The sequence below is a fragment of the Microvirga mediterraneensis genome (assembly GCF_013520865.1).
GTDB classification, from domain to species: Bacteria; Pseudomonadota; Alphaproteobacteria; order Rhizobiales; family Beijerinckiaceae; genus Microvirga; species Microvirga mediterraneensis.
In genome coordinates, this window is sequence record NZ_JACDXJ010000001.1 from 1,844,786 (window position 1) to 1,861,485 (window position 16,700).

The 16,700-nt window shown below is 64.1% G+C and carries 16 protein-coding genes; 10 read left to right on the top strand and 6 right to left on the bottom strand.

Annotated elements, in window-relative coordinates; translation table 11 throughout:
* Nucleotides 1-212: 212 nt before the first annotated feature.
* From H0S73_RS08700 to H0S73_RS26080, 4 genes are all read left to right on the top strand, one after another.
* The gene (locus tag H0S73_RS08700; RefSeq protein ID WP_181051779.1) at nucleotides 213-959 is read left to right on the top strand and encodes a 16S rRNA (uracil(1498)-N(3))-methyltransferase; all 747 of its coding nucleotides are present in this window, start codon (nucleotides 213-215) and stop codon (nucleotides 957-959) included.
* Between the two features lie 173 nt (nucleotides 960-1,132).
* Nucleotides 1,133-2,272 (top strand): carboxylate-amine ligase, encoded by a 1,140-nt coding sequence (locus tag H0S73_RS08705; protein WP_181051780.1) that lies wholly within the window; start codon nucleotides 1,133-1,135, stop codon nucleotides 2,270-2,272.
* 140 nt (nucleotides 2,273-2,412) lie between these two features.
* Complete coding sequence (locus H0S73_RS08710; protein ID WP_181051781.1) at nucleotides 2,413-3,783, top strand: glutamate--cysteine ligase; 1,371 nt, start codon at nucleotides 2,413-2,415, stop codon at nucleotides 3,781-3,783.
* Nucleotides 3,784-3,971: 188 nt separating this feature from the next.
* Nucleotides 3,972-6,470, top strand: coding sequence for a hypothetical protein (locus tag H0S73_RS26080; protein ID WP_181051782.1), 2,499 nt, complete (start codon nucleotides 3,972-3,974; stop codon nucleotides 6,468-6,470).
* Nucleotides 6,471-6,491: 21 nt separating this feature from the next.
* Here H0S73_RS26080 and H0S73_RS08720 read toward each other — a convergent pair whose 3' ends face one another.
* The 4 genes from H0S73_RS08720 to ilvD form a co-directional block, all read right to left on the bottom strand.
* The gene (locus tag H0S73_RS08720; RefSeq protein WP_181051783.1) at nucleotides 6,492-7,967 is read right to left on the bottom strand and encodes a sensor domain-containing diguanylate cyclase; all 1,476 of its coding nucleotides are present in this window, start codon (nucleotides 7,965-7,967) and stop codon (nucleotides 6,492-6,494) included.
* Between the two features lie 43 nt (nucleotides 7,968-8,010).
* Nucleotides 8,011-8,328, bottom strand: coding sequence for a quaternary ammonium compound efflux SMR transporter SugE (gene sugE, locus H0S73_RS08725; protein WP_181051784.1), 318 nt, complete (start codon nucleotides 8,326-8,328; stop codon nucleotides 8,011-8,013).
* Between the two features lie 138 nt (nucleotides 8,329-8,466).
* Nucleotides 8,467-8,769 (bottom strand): hypothetical protein, encoded by a 303-nt coding sequence (locus H0S73_RS08730; RefSeq protein WP_181051785.1) that lies wholly within the window; start codon nucleotides 8,767-8,769, stop codon nucleotides 8,467-8,469.
* 130 nt (nucleotides 8,770-8,899) lie between these two features.
* Complete coding sequence (ilvD, locus tag H0S73_RS08735) at nucleotides 8,900-10,729, bottom strand: dihydroxy-acid dehydratase (protein ID WP_181051786.1); 1,830 nt, start codon at nucleotides 10,727-10,729, stop codon at nucleotides 8,900-8,902.
* A gap of 217 nt (nucleotides 10,730-10,946) precedes the next feature.
* Between ilvD and H0S73_RS08740 the strand changes: the two genes are divergently transcribed.
* Entirely contained in the window at nucleotides 10,947-11,543 is a 597-nt protein-coding gene (locus tag H0S73_RS08740; protein ID WP_181051787.1) for a cation efflux transmembrane domain-containing protein, read from the top strand.
* Nucleotides 11,544-11,684: 141 nt separating this feature from the next.
* Nucleotides 11,685-11,921, top strand: a complete 237-nt coding sequence (locus H0S73_RS08745; RefSeq protein ID WP_181051788.1) for a hypothetical protein — start codon at nucleotides 11,685-11,687, stop codon at nucleotides 11,919-11,921.
* 9 nt (nucleotides 11,922-11,930) lie between these two features.
* On the opposite strand, the gene H0S73_RS08750 is transcribed toward H0S73_RS08745, so the two are convergent.
* Nucleotides 11,931-12,368: a YqaA family protein gene (locus H0S73_RS08750; protein ID WP_181051789.1), complete on the bottom strand. Its 438-nt coding sequence runs from the start codon at nucleotides 12,366-12,368 to the stop codon at nucleotides 11,931-11,933.
* Nucleotides 12,369-12,516: 148 nt separating this feature from the next.
* Entirely contained in the window at nucleotides 12,517-12,987 is a 471-nt protein-coding gene (locus tag H0S73_RS08755; protein WP_181051790.1) for an aminoacyl-tRNA deacylase, read from the bottom strand.
* A 468-nt stretch (nucleotides 12,988-13,455) separates the two neighbouring features.
* Between H0S73_RS08755 and H0S73_RS08760 the strand changes: the two genes are divergently transcribed.
* From H0S73_RS08760 to H0S73_RS08775, 4 genes are all read left to right on the top strand, one after another.
* Nucleotides 13,456-14,634 carry a BaiN/RdsA family NAD(P)/FAD-dependent oxidoreductase gene (locus tag H0S73_RS08760; protein ID WP_181051791.1) on the top strand — a complete coding sequence of 393 codons (1,179 nt, stop codon included), beginning with the start codon at nucleotides 13,456-13,458 and terminating at the stop codon, nucleotides 14,632-14,634.
* 75 nt (nucleotides 14,635-14,709) lie between these two features.
* Nucleotides 14,710-14,949 carry a hypothetical protein gene (locus H0S73_RS08765; protein WP_181051792.1) on the top strand — a complete coding sequence of 80 codons (240 nt, stop codon included), beginning with the start codon at nucleotides 14,710-14,712 and terminating at the stop codon, nucleotides 14,947-14,949.
* Nucleotides 14,950-15,058: 109 nt separating this feature from the next.
* Nucleotides 15,059-15,997: a D-alanyl-D-alanine carboxypeptidase family protein gene (locus tag H0S73_RS08770; RefSeq protein WP_181051793.1), complete on the top strand. Its 939-nt coding sequence runs from the start codon at nucleotides 15,059-15,061 to the stop codon at nucleotides 15,995-15,997.
* Nucleotides 15,998-16,124: 127 nt separating this feature from the next.
* Nucleotides 16,125-16,682: a DUF1269 domain-containing protein gene (locus tag H0S73_RS08775; RefSeq protein WP_181051794.1), complete on the top strand. Its 558-nt coding sequence runs from the start codon at nucleotides 16,125-16,127 to the stop codon at nucleotides 16,680-16,682.
* The last annotated feature ends 18 nt before the right edge of the window (nucleotides 16,683-16,700 follow it).

The window sequence follows — 16,700 nt, forward strand, 5'->3', positions numbered from 1 at the left end:
AATTCCCTCACTTGACACGCGACGTCTCGCGCGCCTGTGTTCTGTTAACAGGTTCAGAGCCTTGAGGCCAAGAGGCGATTGGTCGCCTAAATCACAGCCTGTGCCATCCCGCACCTGAATTTTTAGTGACCAAAGCGGCCGTCCTCCTCCCTCTCCCCTCCCTCGGGGCGGCGGAACTTGATACAGGGGAGGCCGTCCAAGATGAGACCCCCATGGCCGAATACGACTTCAACGCCCCCCGCCTTTTCGTCGACGCGCCCCTCGCGGCCGCGTCCAGGATCGCGCTCGACCGGGGGCAGGCCAATTATCTCCTGAACGTCCTGCGCCTCAAGGCGGGGGAATCCGTCCTGATCTTCAACGGGCAGGACGGGGAATGGCGGGCCGAGGTCGCGGTCGAGGGGCGCAAGGCCGCCGATCTCGTCTGCGTGGATCGGACCCGGGAGCAGGAAGCCGCTCCCGATATCATTTATGCCTTCGCGCCGCTCAAGCATGCCCGCCTCGACTATATGGTCCAGAAAGCCGTCGAGATGGGGGCAGGCGTTCTCCAGCCCGTCCTGACGCGCCGGACCCAGGCCACCCGGGTGAACCTCGACCGCATGCGCAGCAACGCCATCGAGGCCGCCGAGCAATGCGGGATCCTGGCAATTCCCGGGGTGCGGGAAGAAGAGGATTTGGAGCGTTTTCTCAAGGGCTTGGAGAAGGACCGGCTGGTCGTCTTCTGCGACGAGAACGCGCCTGTTTCCAACCCGGTCGAGGCCCTGGCCAAGCTTGGGAACAAACAAGCTGGTCTGGCCGTTATCGTGGGCCCCGAAGGGGGGTTCACCGATCAGGAGAGAGCGCTTGTCGCCGCCCACGAGAGATGTGTTTGCGTATCGTTGGGTCCGCGAATCCTGCGAGCTGACACAGCCGCTGTGGCCGCGCTGGCGATCGTTCAGTCCGTGCTGGGCGATTGGAGCTGATCGCGCCAGCCGACAACGACTGAATTCAATCGGCCTATAGTTTCAGAAGCTTAGCAGTTTCGCGTCGATTCGCCCCAATCTGGCCCCATTGCGCCGGAGTTTGGGCCGGGTCGACGCAGGCCGATCCGTACGTGCGAAGGTCATTCCCTAATAAGAATAGAGGTAGCAAGGAAATGAGCTGGGATTTCAAGTTCGGCATCGAGGAAGAGTACTTCGTCAACGATGCGCCGAAACGGGATATCGCCAAGGGGAAGATGAGGGAGTTCTTTGCCGCCTGCCGGGACAAGGTTTCGGGTGACATCCACCCTGAAATGCTCGAGCCGCAGATCGAGATCGCCACCAAGCCCGTGCTGGAATTTTCCGAGGCCCGCGCGCAGCTCGCCGGGCTCCGGTCCTCCGTCGGGGCCGTCGCGCGCGAGTTCGACCTGTCCATCATGGCCTCCGGTACCCATCCGCTCGCCGTCTGGTCGCGGGTCCGCCCCACGGCGCAGCCGCGCTACGGCAAGGTCATGCACGACCTGCAGATGCTCGGCAGCCGGAACGTCCTGTGCGGCATGCACGTCCATGTCGAGGTGCCTGACCTGGGCATGCGCGTCGACATCATGAACCGGATCCAGCCCTATCTGCCGCTGCTGCTTGCACTCTCGACATCCTCGCCGTTCTGGCAGGCGCAGCGCACGGGCCTTCTCGGCTACCGACTCGCGGCCTATCGCGAGCTGCCGCGCACGGGTCTCCCGGACCTGTTCGAGAACGCGCAGGACTACCAGCGCTACATCGACACCCTCGTGGCCGCCCGCGCCATCGAGAATTCCACCTATGTCTGGTGGGTGATCAGGCCGTCCCTGAAGCACCCGACCCTTGAGCTGCGCGTGGCCGATAGCTGCACGCGCCTCGACGATACCATCGCGATCGCCGCCCTCTACCGCTGCCTCGTGCGCCACCTGAGCCTGGACACCACGCTCAATGCCGGGCAGACCGGCGCCTCGCGCGCCATCAACGACGAGAACGGCTGGCGGGCTCAGCGCTACGGCATCCACGGCAGTTTCGTGGACGAGAAGACGCGCACCGCCAAGCCCGTGCGGGAACTCCTCGAGGAGACGCTCGATCTCGTGGCCGAGGACGCCAAGGCGCTCGGCTGCCAGCGGGAGCTCGATCTCGCCCGCTGGATCGTGGCCCGCGGCACCAGCGCCGACCAGCAGCTGACGCTCTATACGGAAGCGGTCGGTCGCGGCCTGTCGAACCGCGACGCGCTCGCCGGCGTGGTCGACTGGCTCAGCGCGGAGACGATGGGGGAGATGACGATCCGGCACTAGCGTTAGCAAGGACCGGCGAGGGCGGCAGCGCCCTCGTCGTTTTGTGCTTTCGTCCCTCATTGCGCCCTGGCCTTAAGCCCCTTATTGAGTTCCGACCCTGAGTCGGCGCGCCTTGAACGCGCTTTTTGATGAGGTGATGCATGGCGCGGGACGTATCCGATACGACCCCCATTGGTGCGCGGTCGGAGCTCGTGGATTGGATCGCCTCCGGCGAGAAGCCGCGGGATGCTTGGCGGCTCGGCACCGAACACGAGAAGATTCCGTTCTACACGGCCGATGCCACTCCCGTTCCCTATGAGGGCGGAAAGGGTATTCGCGCGCTCCTGGACGGCTTGGCAGAGCGCACCGGCTGGGCGCCGATCCTGGAGCACGGCCAGCCCATCGGCCTTGCCGATGACGTGGGCGGCGGGGCGATTTCGCTCGAGCCCGGCGGACAGTTCGAACTGTCCGGGGCACCTCTCAAGACGCTGCACGAAACCGCTCGCGAGACGGCGCAGCATATCGCCGACGTGAAGGCGGTCGGGGAGGGACTTGGCCTCGGCTTCCTGACGCTTGGCATGAGCCCGCTCTGGACCCGTGCCCAGACCCCGGTGATGCCGAAGGCGCGCTACCGCATCATGACGAACTACATGCCGAAGGTCGGCTCGCTCGGCCTCGACATGATGTACCGCACGTCGACCGTGCAGGTGAACATGGACTATGCGTCCGAAGCCGACATGGTGAAGAAGCTGCGCGTTTCTCTCGCGCTCCAGCCCATCGCGACCGCGATCTTCGCCAACTCGCCCTTCACCGAAGGCAAACCCAACGGCTATCTCTCCATGCGCTCGCAGATCTGGCGCGATACGGACCGCGACCGCACGGGCATGATGGCCTTCGCCTTCGAGGACGGCTTCGGCTACGAGCGCTATGTGGACTGGGTGCTCGACGTGCCCCTGTATTTCGTCAAGCGCGACGCGACCTATCACGACGTGGCGGGTTCCTCGTTCCGCGATCTGTTCGCCGGCAAGCTCGCGCAATTGCCGGGCGAGCGCGCCACGCAATCCGACTGGGCGAACCACGTTTCCACCGTGTTCCCGGAGGTGCGCCTGAAGCGCTATCTCGAAATGCGTGGCGCGGATGTGGGCAACGTCGAGCACATCGTCGCCCTCTCGGCCTTCTGGACCGGCCTGCTCTACGACGAGGCGGCCCTCGACGGAGCCTGGGAACTGGTGAAGAACTGGACCGCCCAGGACCGCGAGCAACTGCGCGCCGATGTGCCGAAACTCGCCTTGAAGGCAAGCATCGCAGGACGGTCCGTGCAGGATGTCGCGCGCGATGCTTTGGCGCTCTCGCGCGAAGGTCTCAAGCGGCGCGGATCTCTCGACGAGGCGGGCTGTGACGAGACACGGCATCTCGCCTACGCGGATGAGATTGTCGCCTCGGGCCGCACGCAGGCTGAGCGGATGCTGGAGCTGTATCGCGGCGCTTGGAATGGATCGGTCATACCTGCCTTTAGGGAATACGTGTTCTAAACTGCGTTTCCCTTGCAAAGCGGGGTCTCTCCGGCCCCCTTTGCAGGGGGGAGAGCGTAACGGAAAGACCGATTCGGTTATTGAAATTATATATCGTTTAAATTAAATCTAACCTCCAAGAGCATGTCCTTGGTTGCAGGGCAGGCCCGTTGGTGCCGGTCCGAACGACAGATGGCTTGGAGGAAGTGATGCCGACCCCGGAAATACAGAATCTCGACTACATTCTGAGGGAGCCCAATACGGAAGTTCTTATCGACCGGGATCAGAATGTGATCGTGGTTGCGGGGGAACATCCCTTCCAATACCTGGACATTATCGCCTGGGGGCCTGAAGCCTTGTTCGGTGTTCGGACCGGGTCCGGTCAGGTTGAGCTTCCTCAAGGCCTCGGCGTCGGCAAGCCGGTTGTGGTCGCCGGTACCGAGATTGGAACGATCTCTTATGTCAACGGGGCTGGCATCGGGTTCGAGTTTACCGGGGCTGCAACGGAAGCCCTTGTTAGGACGCTCATCCAGTCCCTCACCTACAAGGATTTGTCAGGTTACGACGGCTTCACCACGTCACGAGGCATCGATGTGTATCTTACGGATGCCGAGGGCCAATTGGCCGTAGAAAGTGTCTCCATCGGCGATAATGTCATGGGGACCGATCTGGATGACACCTTGACGGGAGGGAATGATACCTTCTCGGCCAATCGAGACTTGATCGGCGCGGGCGACAGCCTGAACGGCGGCGGCGGCAACGATGAGCTGATACTGACCGGCGGCGGCTTTTTCGATCTCTACCGAATGGTCGGTCTTGAGGGCGTCGAGACGATCAAGGGAACGGCAGACGTCGACTATGTGACCATAAGGGCTGATCAGCTCGCTGATGTTGTGGCGATCAATGGTCAAGGAGGAGATGACAATCTCTTCATCCAGGGCTCGGCTATCGACCTGACCGGAAAAGTGATCTCCAGCTTCGACATTCATCTCATGACCAATGGTGCCACGATCACGGTCGGCAATTTGGAGACCGCGCGGCTCGTCCACGGCTATGATACCTCCAACGATAAGCTGGTCATTGATACGGGCATGGTGAGTGCGGCCGATCTTCTTTTCCTGCATCGGCAGGGAATCGATAGAATCGTTGCGCACGACCTGAATGGACAGCTGGTCGAGTCGGTTCATAACGCTCCATCGCTGTTGCGATTTGGTGAAACGGCCATTACGGCGGCAGTTGGCGCCACCGTTTTCCTGGACACGGGACAAGACGCCACACTTAGTGTGGATAGTGGACTTCTGAAATCCCTGCTCATCGGTGCGGATCAATCCAGCGACAGCGCTGCCATTGGAGTGGATCAATCAAGTGATGTGACGCTCTCCGAAGAGGGTCCCGGACATGCTGTATTCGTTTCCGGAGTCAAGATCGGACATGTTTCTGGAATAGGCTCCCACGGAGCGAGTTTCACATTCAACGATCAGGCTACGACCGAACGCGTTCAATCGCTTATTCACGCGCTGACATTCAGCAGCCCATCGGGTGGAGAGGCTGGAACCCATATCGTTCGAATGTCTCTGCGGGATGTCGGGAATCGAGAGTTGAAGACTCAGCTCACAGTCACTCTCACCCCCGGCGAAAATCCAGACAATCCTAACGAAGCCCCGACTGGTCTCACCCTCACCGGAGCTTCAATTCGTGAGGCGTCTGCCACAGGCATGAAGGTCGGCGATCTGTCCGCCACGGACGCGGCAGGGACCGTTCTGACCTATACGCTTCTCGACAATGCAGGTGGCCGCTTCGCCATCGGTGCGGATGGGAAGTCCATTGTCGTGGCCAATGGCACATTGCTCGACTACGAGCAGGCCCAGTCCCATGTCATCAAGGTGCAGGTCAGCGACGGCGGTCTGGCGACGACGAAGGAATTCACCGTCCAGGTGAGCGATGTCGATGAGGTTCCGGCCCATCTGAGCCTCACCGGTGCTTCCGCGCGCGAAGCCGCTGCAACAGGCACGAAGGTCGGCGATCTGTCGGCTGTCGATCCAGAGGGCAAGGCTCTTGTTTACACCCTGCTCGACGATGCAGGCGGCCGTTTCGCCATCGGGCAGGACGGCAAGTCTATCGTGGTGGCCAATGGAACGCTGCTCGACTTCGAGCAGACGCGGTCGCACGTCGTCAAGGTGCAGGTCAGCGACGGCATTCTGAAATCGGTCAAGGAATTCACGATCCAGGTGAACGACTGGATCGGTGAGACCGTGACGGGCACGCCCGGCCACGACATCCTGGTCGGCGGCAGCGGCAATGACGTCTTCGTCGGTGGCCTTGGCAACGACAAGCTCAACGGCGGCGCCGGCAACGACGCGCTCTATGGTGGTGCCGGCAGCGATATCTTCGTCTTCGACGTCAAGCCTCACAAGAAGGCGAACCACGACATCGTCAAGGACTACAACGTGAAGCAGGACGCCATCTACCTCGACAATGCCGTGTTCACGAAACTAGGGTTGGGCAGCGCTTCCCTTCCGAAGATGCTCAAGGCCAAGCACTTCAAGCTGAGTAGCCAACAGCAGGACAAGGACGACTACATCATCTACAACAAGGGCACGGGCGTGCTCTATTATGACGCCAACGGAAGCGTCGCGGGCGGCCGGACGGAGATCGCCAAGTTCTCCAATAAGCCCCTGCTGAAAGTTTCCGAGTTCTTCGTGATCTAACGCGGCGAGGTCTCCGCCCGCTCAGGCGGCTTTCGCGGTCGCGACGCGGTTGCGGCCATCCTGCTTGGCTCGATAGAGAGCGGCATCGGCGAGGGTGATCAGTTCCTCCGGACCGTGCCGGGATCGGTCCAGGCTCGGGATGCGGGTCGCGCTGCCGACGCTGACGGTGAGGGTCTGTGTCGGGATGTTCGCCTCGTGCCGTACCCGAAGCGTCTCGACCTTGGCGCGGATCTCCTCGGCCATGGCCACCGCGCCGGCCTCGTCGAGATCCGGCAGGAGAACCACGAGTTCCTCGCCGCCGTACCGCGCCACCAGATCGCCCGGCCTGCGGGCCGCGCCCGCGATCGCACCGGCGATGGTGCGCAGGCACTCGTCGCCGGCCTGATGGCCGTAGATGTCGTTGTAGGCCTTGAACTGATCCACATCGACGAGGAGAAGGGATACGGGAGACTTCTCCCGCGCGGACCGGAGCCACGCCGCCTCGAGCTGCCGGTCGAACATGCGCCGGTTGGCGAGGCCCGTCAGGCCGTCCGTGACGGCGAGCACGGAGAGTTCGACCTCCGCTTCCTCCCGCCTGCGCAGCTCCGCGGACAGCATCCAGCCGAGGGTGGCGATGATGACGACGAGAAAGCTCATGACCGCCGTTCGGAACACGAATTCCCGGTTCCAGCTCGCCAGCGCCTCGTCCTGCCCGACCGACGCAAGGACCCCGATGGGGAACATGGGGTTGCGATAATAGCCGCCCATGCGCGTCACCCCGTCGACCGGGGAGACATACTCGTAGGCGCCGGAGCCTCTTCTCTCCAGGAACTGCGGTTCGTTCGAGATGTCGGACCCGATGGCGCGCTCGATATAGGGATAGCGCGAGATGAGCGTCCCGTCCTTGTAGATGAGGGTGATGCTGCCCTGCCGGCCGACATCGAAGCGGCTGAAGAAATTGGCGAAGTATCGGGGCGGGATGCTGGCCTGGACGACGCCGCCGAAGCTGCCGTCCGCCCGGTCGATGCGGCGTGACAGGGTGAGCACCCAATCGCCGCCGAGCGGATCGCGGATCAAGGGCCCGAAGAACCAGTCCTTGTTGGTCGAATCCCTGTGATGCTGGAAGAAGACCTGCTTCTCGGCGTTCACCTTTCCGCGATGGCCGGGCAGGGAGCTGGACAGGAGAAACCCGTCCTCCTCGTAGACCGTGAGGGACTTGATGCGAGGAAGGGACTGGACCCGGTCCACGAGGAAGGTGTCCAGCCTCTTGACTGCATTGGGCAGCATGCCGCCCGACTCGATGCGGTCCACCACGTCCACCAGAAGGGCGTCCGCCACCTCGAAAGTATCCTCAGCGTGCTGGACGAGGGATTTGGCGAGGTTCAGGTTTTCGGCGTTGATCCGGGCGATCTCCTGCTCGCGGTCGTTCCAGTCGCGCCACCCCCCCAGTCCGAGGATCACGAGGCATACCACGACGACGAAGGCTCTCAGCCCTCGTGCCGCGGACCTCGGTCTCATCTGAGCGATTGCAGTCATGATCCCCCAACGATAACTGCCGGGGCTAGCCTGAGGCTAACTTGAGGCCGAGGATGCCGGACACGATCAACCCGATGCAGATAAGGCGCATCACGGTCGCGGGCTCGCCGAAGAGATAAATGCCCAACAGGGCCGTGCCGACGGTTCCGATCCCGGTCCAGACCGCATAACCCGTTCCCACAGGCAGGGTCTTCAGCGCCAGGCCGAGCAGGACGACGCTGACGATCATGCTCAGGGCAGTCAGAGCCGAAGGGATGGGACGGGTGAAGCCGTCGGTGTATTTCAGGCCGATCGCCCAGCCGATCTCGAACAGACCGGCCAGACCGAGCAAAGTCCATGCCATGACAGGACCTCCGTCATTGGCAGGGCCGTCCCCACCGGTGTCATGAAGGTGCGAGGTCGTCCTCACCTCTCCAAATATAGGGGGGGCAGAAAACCTTCTCAATACGGGGAATACGCAGCCGGCGGCCTGTTTGTCGGCTTAGTTACCGGCTTCTTCCGAAGGCTGCGGGGGGCGGCCGCCCAAGGCGGCGAGGGGGTTGAAAGGGGCGTAGATCTGATGCTTCCAGCTGTCGCCGCAATTGATGCAGATCGAACGCATCATATGGTCGCTCTGCTCGAGCCGCTTGAGCAGCTTCTGCTGCCGCTCCGTCGCCTCGTTGGCCTCCGCGTCGAAGCCGGAGGGCCGCACGGTCAGCTGGAGAGCCCGGCCTTCCGGGGCGTCTTGGGCGAAGCCGGGCCCGGCAAGGAGAAGGAGACTGGCGGTCAAGGCGAAACGGGTCATCAGGAATCCTAGGCTGATTTGGGCTTTACCCGAAAGGACCCCAGGAGACAATGTTTCGTCAAGGCTTGCCGGCTCCGGGGAGACGAGATGTCCCGCCGGAGCCGTCTTTGTTCGTTTCCAGCCGGAAGGGTCAGATCTGCCGGACGGCGCCCTTGGCGGCGCTGGTGGCCAGCATGGCATAGGCCTTGAGGGCGGCCGAAACCTTGCGCTTGCGCGGCGCGGCCGGCTGCCAGCCCTTGGCCTGCTGCTCGGCGCGGCGGCGCTCCAGCTCCGCCTCGTCCACGGCGAGGTTGATGCGGCGGTTGGGGATGTCGATCTCGACCCGGTCGCCGTCGCGCACGAGGCCGATCGTGCCGCCTTCCGCCGCTTCCGGCGAGACGTGGCCGATGGACAGGCCCGAGGTGCCGCCGGAGAAGCGCCCGTCGGTGATGAGCGCGCAGGCTTTGCCCAGGCCCTTCGACTTCAGGTAGCTGGTGGGATAGAGCATCTCCTGCATGCCCGGTCCGCCGCGCGGGCCCTCGTAGCGGATGACCACCACGTCTCCGGCCTTCACCTTGCCGTTGAGGATGCCGCTCACCGCGTCGTCCTGGCTCTCGAACACGATCGCAGGGCCCGAGAACACCAGGATGCTCTCGTCGACGCCCGCCGTCTTCACGATGCAGCCGTCGAGGGCGAGATTGCCGGACAGCACGGCCAAGCCGCCGTCCTTCGAGAAGGCGTGCTCGGCGTCGCGGATCGTGCCGGCTGCGCGGTCCGTGTCGACGCTGTCGTAGCGGCTCTCCTGGCTGAACGCGACCTGCGTCGGCACTCCGCCGGGAGCGGCGCTGAAGAACTCGTGCACGGCGTGGCTGTTGGTGCGGCGCACGTCCCAACGGTCGAGGGCGCTCTTCATGGTCTCGGAATGGACCGTCGGCACGGACGTGTCGATGAGGCCCGCCCGGTCGAGCTCGCCCAGGATGCCCATGATGCCGCCGGCGCGGTGCACGTCCTCCATGTGCACGTTCGCCACGGCGGGTGCGACCTTGCACAGAACCGGCACGCGGCGCGACAGGCGGTCGATATCCGCCATGGTGAAGTCGACCTCCGCCTCGTGGGCGGCGGCCAGGAGGTGCAGCACCGTGTTGCTCGACCCGCCCATGGCGATGTCCAGCGTCATGGCATTCTCGAAGGCCGCGAAGGACGCGACGGCGCGCGGCAGAACGCTCGCATCGTCCTGCTCGTAATGGCGGCGGGCGAGATCGACGATCAGATGGCCGGCTTCCACGAAGAGGCGGCGGCGGTCGGCGTGGGTGGCGAGCGTCGAGCCGTTGCCCGGCAGCGACAGGCCCAGCGCCTCGGTGAGGCAGTTCATGGAATTGGCCGTGAACATGCCCGAGCAGGAGCCGCAGGTCGGGCAGGCGGAGCGCTCGATGACCTTGATGTCCTCGTCGGCGATCTTGTCGTCGGCGGCCGCCACCATGGCGTCGACGAGGTCGGGCTTCTTGGTCACGCCGTTGAGCACGCCCTTGCCCGCCTCCATCGGTCCGCCGGACACGAAGACCACGGGGATGTTGAGGCGCAGGGCGGCCATCAGCATGCCGGGGGTGATCTTGTCGCAGTTGGAAATGCACACCATGGCGTCGGCACAATGGGCGTTGACCATGTATTCCACGGAATCGGCGATCAGCTCCCGCGAGGGCAGGGAGTAGAGCATGCCGTCATGGCCCATGGCGATGCCGTCGTCGACCGCGATGGTGTTGAATTCCTTGGCGACGCCGCCTGCCTTCTCGATCTCCCGCGCCACGAGCTGGCCGAGGTCCTTCAGGTGGACGTGGCCGGGCACGAACTGGGTGAAGGAGTTCACGACGGCGATGATCGGCTTGCCGAAATCGGAATCCTTCATGCCCGTGGCGCGCCAAAGGCCGCGGGCCCCCGCCATGTTGCGGCCGTGGGTGGTGGTGCGAGAACGATAGGCTGGCATGGTTTCCCCTGAACATCGGACCCAAGAGTGGCCTTCACCTTTGGGGTCGATCCCTTTAAGCGGCATAGTGCCGGATGCGCTGGTCTTTGCCGCCTTGTTCGACTGAAATTGCGTAACTTGCAAGAAAAATTGCCATTCCTTGTGGTCGTGCCTGCTTTGTCGCAATGGAATTGCCGGGCCGTCCGGAGTAAGCAAAGGCCGCGAAGGGGGAATTCTCGTGAATGATGCGCATTCCAGCCAGAAGCTGCGCCGTATCGTCGCCATCGTGGCGGCTCTGAACCTCGGCTATTTCGGGATCGAATTCGCGGTCGCATTGTCCATCGGCTCGGTGTCCCTGTTCGCCGACAGCGTCGACTTCCTGGAGGATGCTTCGATCAACCTCCTCATTCTCGCGGCTCTCGGCTGGGGCGCGAGGATGCAGGCACGGGCCGGGATGGCACTCGCCGGGATCATCCTGGTGCCGGGCATCGCCACTCTCTGGACGGCCTGGGATAAGTTCTGGCAGCCCGTGGCGCCGGATCCGGTATTGCTTTCCCTGGCCGGGACGGGAGCCCTGATCGTCAATCTCTCCTGCGCGTTCCTTCTCGCGCGTTACCGTCATCACAGGGGCAGCCTGACAAAGGCGGCCTTTCTGTCGGCCCGCAACGATGCCGCGGCCAATGTCGCCATCATCGGGGCGGGACTGGTCACGGCCGGAACGCTCTCGGCCTGGCCGGACCTGATCGTCGGTCTTGCCATCGCGGCGATGAACGCCGATGCCGCACGCGAGGTCTGGGAAGCCGCCCGCGAGGAGCACAGGGCTGCAACGCCTTGAGCATTCTTCGGCGAAGTGGCTCCGGTTCGCCGTCGAGAGAATGCCGCAAAGAGAAAAGGGCTGGTTGCATGGTCGTGGAACCGGCTCTGGCATGAAGAACGTTGTCCTGCTCAAATCCCCCTGACGAGGCAGGACTGCGCCATGCTGACAAAAGCCGAACTGGATGCCCCGGCCCATCTGCAATACGAGCCGATCGGAACGGCCGGCCAGGGCCACCCGAGCGACGTGAGGGAATTCGCCACCCTTCGCGAGGCCGTTCACTGGGCCATGAACAACGAGCCGCCTGCCGGCATGGAGGCCGTCATCCGGGCCGCCTCCGGCGCGGTGCTCGGGCCGCGGCACCTCGAGGAAATCTGGGCGAGCCTGCAGGGGCCGTAAACAAAACTGTCAGACCCACCCCAGGCTCAGCGCCGCAACCGCCAGATACCGGCCGGTCTTGGCGAGCGCCACGAGCGGGATGAAGAACCGCAGCGGCTCGCGCATCACGCCCGCCACGATGGTGAGCGGATCGCCGATGATCGGCGTCCAGCTCAACAGCAGGGTCCAGCGCCCGTAGCGGTGGTACCAGGCTTCGGCCCGCGCCATCTGCTTGCGCTTGACGGGGAACCAGGGCCGATCCTCGAAATGGGCGAAGAACCGACCCAAGTACCAGTTCACCACGGAGCCGAGGATGTTGCCCACGCTCGCCACGAGAACGAGAAGCCACCATGGGTAATGGTCGGCCACCAGCATGGCGAAGAGCACAGCTTCCGATTGGAACGGGAACAATGTGGCCGAGAGGAAGGCCGCGGCGAACAGGGCGCCGTATTCGGCAAGATGGGGCATGAGGCGAGGGATCACGCAAGATGGCAGGTCGGCAGGCTCAGGGCTCCAGCGGAAGCCTGAATGAACCGAGCCTTATCATGCTTCCATGTGACTGCCGAGCCGACCCGCCTTGAGCAGGCCGGCTCTGGGGCTTCACACGTTCGCGAGGCTACATCCGCTCGCTGAACGTGCCGTGCTGAGCGCGCGGATTGAGACGCGCGAAATCGTCGCCTTTCACATGAACCAGCGTGGCGTGGTCTCCGCCTTCGAAATAGATGTCGGGCTGGCGCTCCATGCTGTTTTCGACGATCACGTCGAGGCCGTAGCAGGTGCCGACGGGCGGGATGGCGCCGCGGTCGCAGTCGCGGAAGATCTGGACGATCTCATCTTCGGACGCCAGGCGCAGCTCCTGGCCCAGCTCCGACTTGAGATCAGACAGGCGCAGGTGATGCGAGGCCGGCAGAACGGCGAGCATGTAATTGCGTCCGTCGCTGAGCATGATGCCCTTGGCCATCCGGTCGCCCGGCACATGCCCCGCATGAGCCGTGCCCAGCGAAGTCATCGCCGGTTCGTGTTGGATCAGGTCGTAGCTGATGTTCTGATCGGACATGTAGCGCTGAAGAGTGGGCGCGATCGTCATGACAACCTCCTGTGAGACGAGGACGCTCGCATGCCGGGAGGCGGCTGAACTGACACACCGTCGCGTCGGGATGCGCAGTTGCTTTGACAGGCCCCGATGGTACACCCCTGGCGGATCGGCTTCAATTGGCGGAGGGTTGCAGGCGAAAATAATGCCTGGGATCGATTGGACCGAAGGCGCCTTAACCCACGTCATCACCGGCCTTGTGCCGGTGATCGCGATTCTGGAGAGCTCTCCGCTGTCATCCCCGGCGAGCCGAAGGCGAGGGAAGGGGATCCACGATCAAGCGAGCCGCCATGGTTTCCCTTCCGCTCCGCTCCGGCCGGGAATGACAATCGCCATATCATGCCATAGGCCGATACTTGCACCTTGCGCACAGGTTTAATACCAACGATTGACACGGGCCCAATCCAGGCCCGCCATGCGCCTCCCGTGAGACGCCCAGGATTTCTCTCAGGAAGACCTCACTTGGATCAATTCGACGTTGTGGTGATCGGCGCCGGTGCCGCCGGGATGATGTGCGCGGCGGAGGCCGGCAAGCGCGGCCGTTCCGTGCTGGTCGTCGACCATGCCGCCAAGCCCGGCGAGAAGATCCGCATCTCCGGCGGCGGGCGCTGCAACTTCACCAATCTCAACGCCGCTCCGGCCAATTTCATTTCGCAGAACCCGAGCTTCGCCATTTCGGCCCTGCGCCGCTACACGCAGCGGGACTTCATCGCCCTCGTGGAACGCTACGGGATCGCCTATCACGAGAAGACACTGGGCCAGCTCTTCTGCGACGGCTCGTCGAGGCAGATCGTCGATCTGCTCCTGACCGAGATGCGGCAGGCACATGTGGAGCTTCGTCTCGCGACCTCTGTCGAGAGCGTGGAAAAGACCCCGCAAGGCTTTGCGATCGAGCTGTCCCACGGTTCCGTTCAGTGCCGCTCCCTCGTCGTGGCGACGGGTGGAAAGTCCATTCCGAAAATGGGCGCGACCGGGTTCGGCTACGACCTCGCGCAGCAATTCGGCCTGAAGATCGTCGAGACGCGGCCGGCGCTGGTTCCGCTCACCTTGGAACCGACGATGCTCGAGCGCCTCACGCCTCTGGCAGGCGTGTCGGTCGATGCAGTCGCGAGCTGCCGCAAGACGTCGTTTGCCGAGGCCATGCTGTTTACCCATCGCGGCCTGAGCGGCCCCGCGATCCTGCAGATCTCGTCCTATTGGCGCGAGGGAGAAGAAATCGTGCTCTCCCTGCTGCCGGGCGTGAACCTCTTCGAGGAGTTGCGCGCCGCCCGCGCGCAGAACGGGCGGCAGGCGCTGCGGACCGCTTTGTCGGCCTTCCTGCCCAAGCGCTTGGCGCAGCTGATCGCCGAGACGGAGGAGGGGCCCGCCAATCTCGCCGATTACTCAGACAAGAGGCTTCGCGCCGTCGATGAGGCCGTGAACCAATGGCGCTTCAAGCCGGCCGGGTCGGAAGGATATCGCACCGCCGAGGTGACGCTCGGCGGGGTCGATACCCGCGAGCTCGATTCCCGCACCATGGAGGCCAAGGCGATGCCCGGCCTCTACTTCATCGGCGAGGTGGTGGACGTCACGGGCTGGCTCGGCGGCTATAACTTCCAATGGGCCTGGTCGTCCGGCTGGTGCGCCGGGCAGGCGGTCTGAAGGTCATCCGATCCCTGGGCTCTCCCCAGGCCCTGTGATATGCTTTTGATGGTCGCAGCTCATGGGGAGGGTCTCATGCGTTCGGGCATGGTCCTCATCTGGATCGGAGCGCTGTTCATCGTCGCCGGGATCGTGCTTGCAGCGGGGCGGGTTCTCTGGAACGGACGCCTGAGCGAACCGCATCGCACGGACTCGACAGCGGGCGGCACGACGCTGGAGCCGAGGGAGCGGGCCCTGCAGCCGAGGCACCACTGGCCGAGCATCATCCTGGTCGCTCTCGGCATCGTCGTCCTACTGGCGGAAGCGGCCGTCTGACGGGGGAAATGGCTCCGGACCGGCTTTCGGCAGTCCGAAAGAGGTAGAGCCGCGTGCTTTTAGCCGCTGGGCGCTTGCGCAAGGCCGCGGTTCGGGCAACGATCCCTCCATGAAGCCGCTCTCGATCCTCCTGGCTGCCGGCCTTCTCCTGACGCCCGTCTCGGCCGGCGCCTCTCCCATGCTGCTGGTGGATGCGTCGACCGGCGACATTCTCGCCGCCCAGGAGGCGACGCGCTCCTGGCATCCGGCATCGCTCACCAAGATGATGACGGCGCACCTCGCGCTCACGGCCGTCCAGGCGGGACGGGCCAGCATGGACACGTCCATCGTCCTGAGCCCGAAGGCGGCCGCCCAGGCTCCGACGAAGCTCGGCGTTCCGCCGGGCACGTCCCTCCGGCTGGAGGATGCGCTCACCGTCATCATGGTCAAGAGCGCCAACGACGTGTCGATGGCGATCGCGGAGGCCATCGGCGGCAGCGAGGAGGCTTTCGTCGCGGCGATGAACCAGGAGGCGCGGCGCCTCGGCATGACCGGGACCCGGTTCGTCAACGCGACAGGCCTGCACGACGACCGGCAGGTGACCAATGCGCGTGACATGGCCCTGCTGATGCTGGTTCTCCTGAGCTTCCACGCCGATTACCTCGATCTTCTGAGGACGCCGGCCGTGACGGTCAACGGGCGGATGCTGAAGAACACCAACAAGCTGGTCGAGGAATATGCGGGCCTCGAGGCTTCCAAGACCGGCTATGTCTGCGCATCCGGGTTCAACGTGGCCGTCTCGGCCCTTCGCGGGAACCGGCGCGTTATCGGCGTCGTCCTCGGGGCACCCAGCGCGGCGACGCGGACGCTGGTGATGCGGGAGCTCCTGGACAACGGCCTGTCGGAGGGGACCAGCCCCGTCGGCAACCTGCGCACCATGAGGGCCGCGGCACCGACGCCCGCCGCCGACCTGCGCCCGCTCAAATGCGGCCGGCAGGCTTCTGGGCGATTGGAGGCGAAGGTCTCCGGAAGCGCTGCGAAACGCACCGACGCCCAGCCGCTTCGGTGATGGCAGGCAGGCCGGATTTTTCACCCGGGTCTCGTGACAATTCCTGCGCCGGTTCCGGGTTAAACCCGATGGACCTGTCAGCGTTGCCCATTACTCTTCAAATCCTGGCAAAACAGGAGGGCGTATCATGTCCGAACTCGTGGTCGTTGGATTCGACAACCCGAACGACGCGGATCGCGTCCTGACCGAACTGACCCGGATGCAGAAAGAATACCTCATCGACCTGGAAGATGCGGTCGTGGCCATTCGCGGTTCCGACGGAGCCGTGCGCATCAAGCAGAGCATGAACCTCGTGCGCCTCGGCGCAGCCTCCGGCGGCCTGTCCGGCGCGATGTGGGGCAGCCTCATCGGGCTTCTGTTCCTCAACCCGCTCGCGGGTCTCGCCATCGGCGGCGCCGTGGGGGCAGGCTCCGGAGCCTTGTCGGGAAGCCTGATCGATTACGGCATCAACGACGAATTCATCCGATCCCTGGGCGAGACCCTCAAGCCCGATACGTCCGCCCTGTTCCTGCTGATCCGCAAATCGCAGCCCGAGAAGGTGCTGGCCGAGCTGTCCGGCTTCAAAGGGCGCATCATCCGCTCGTCCCTGTCGCCGGAACAGGAAGCCAAGCTTCAGGACGCCCTCTCGAAAGCGCATGCGCCAAGCCCGGGCGAGGGGGTGGCGGCGGCGGCGCCGGCAGCGTAGGATCTTCTGCGATGGTCC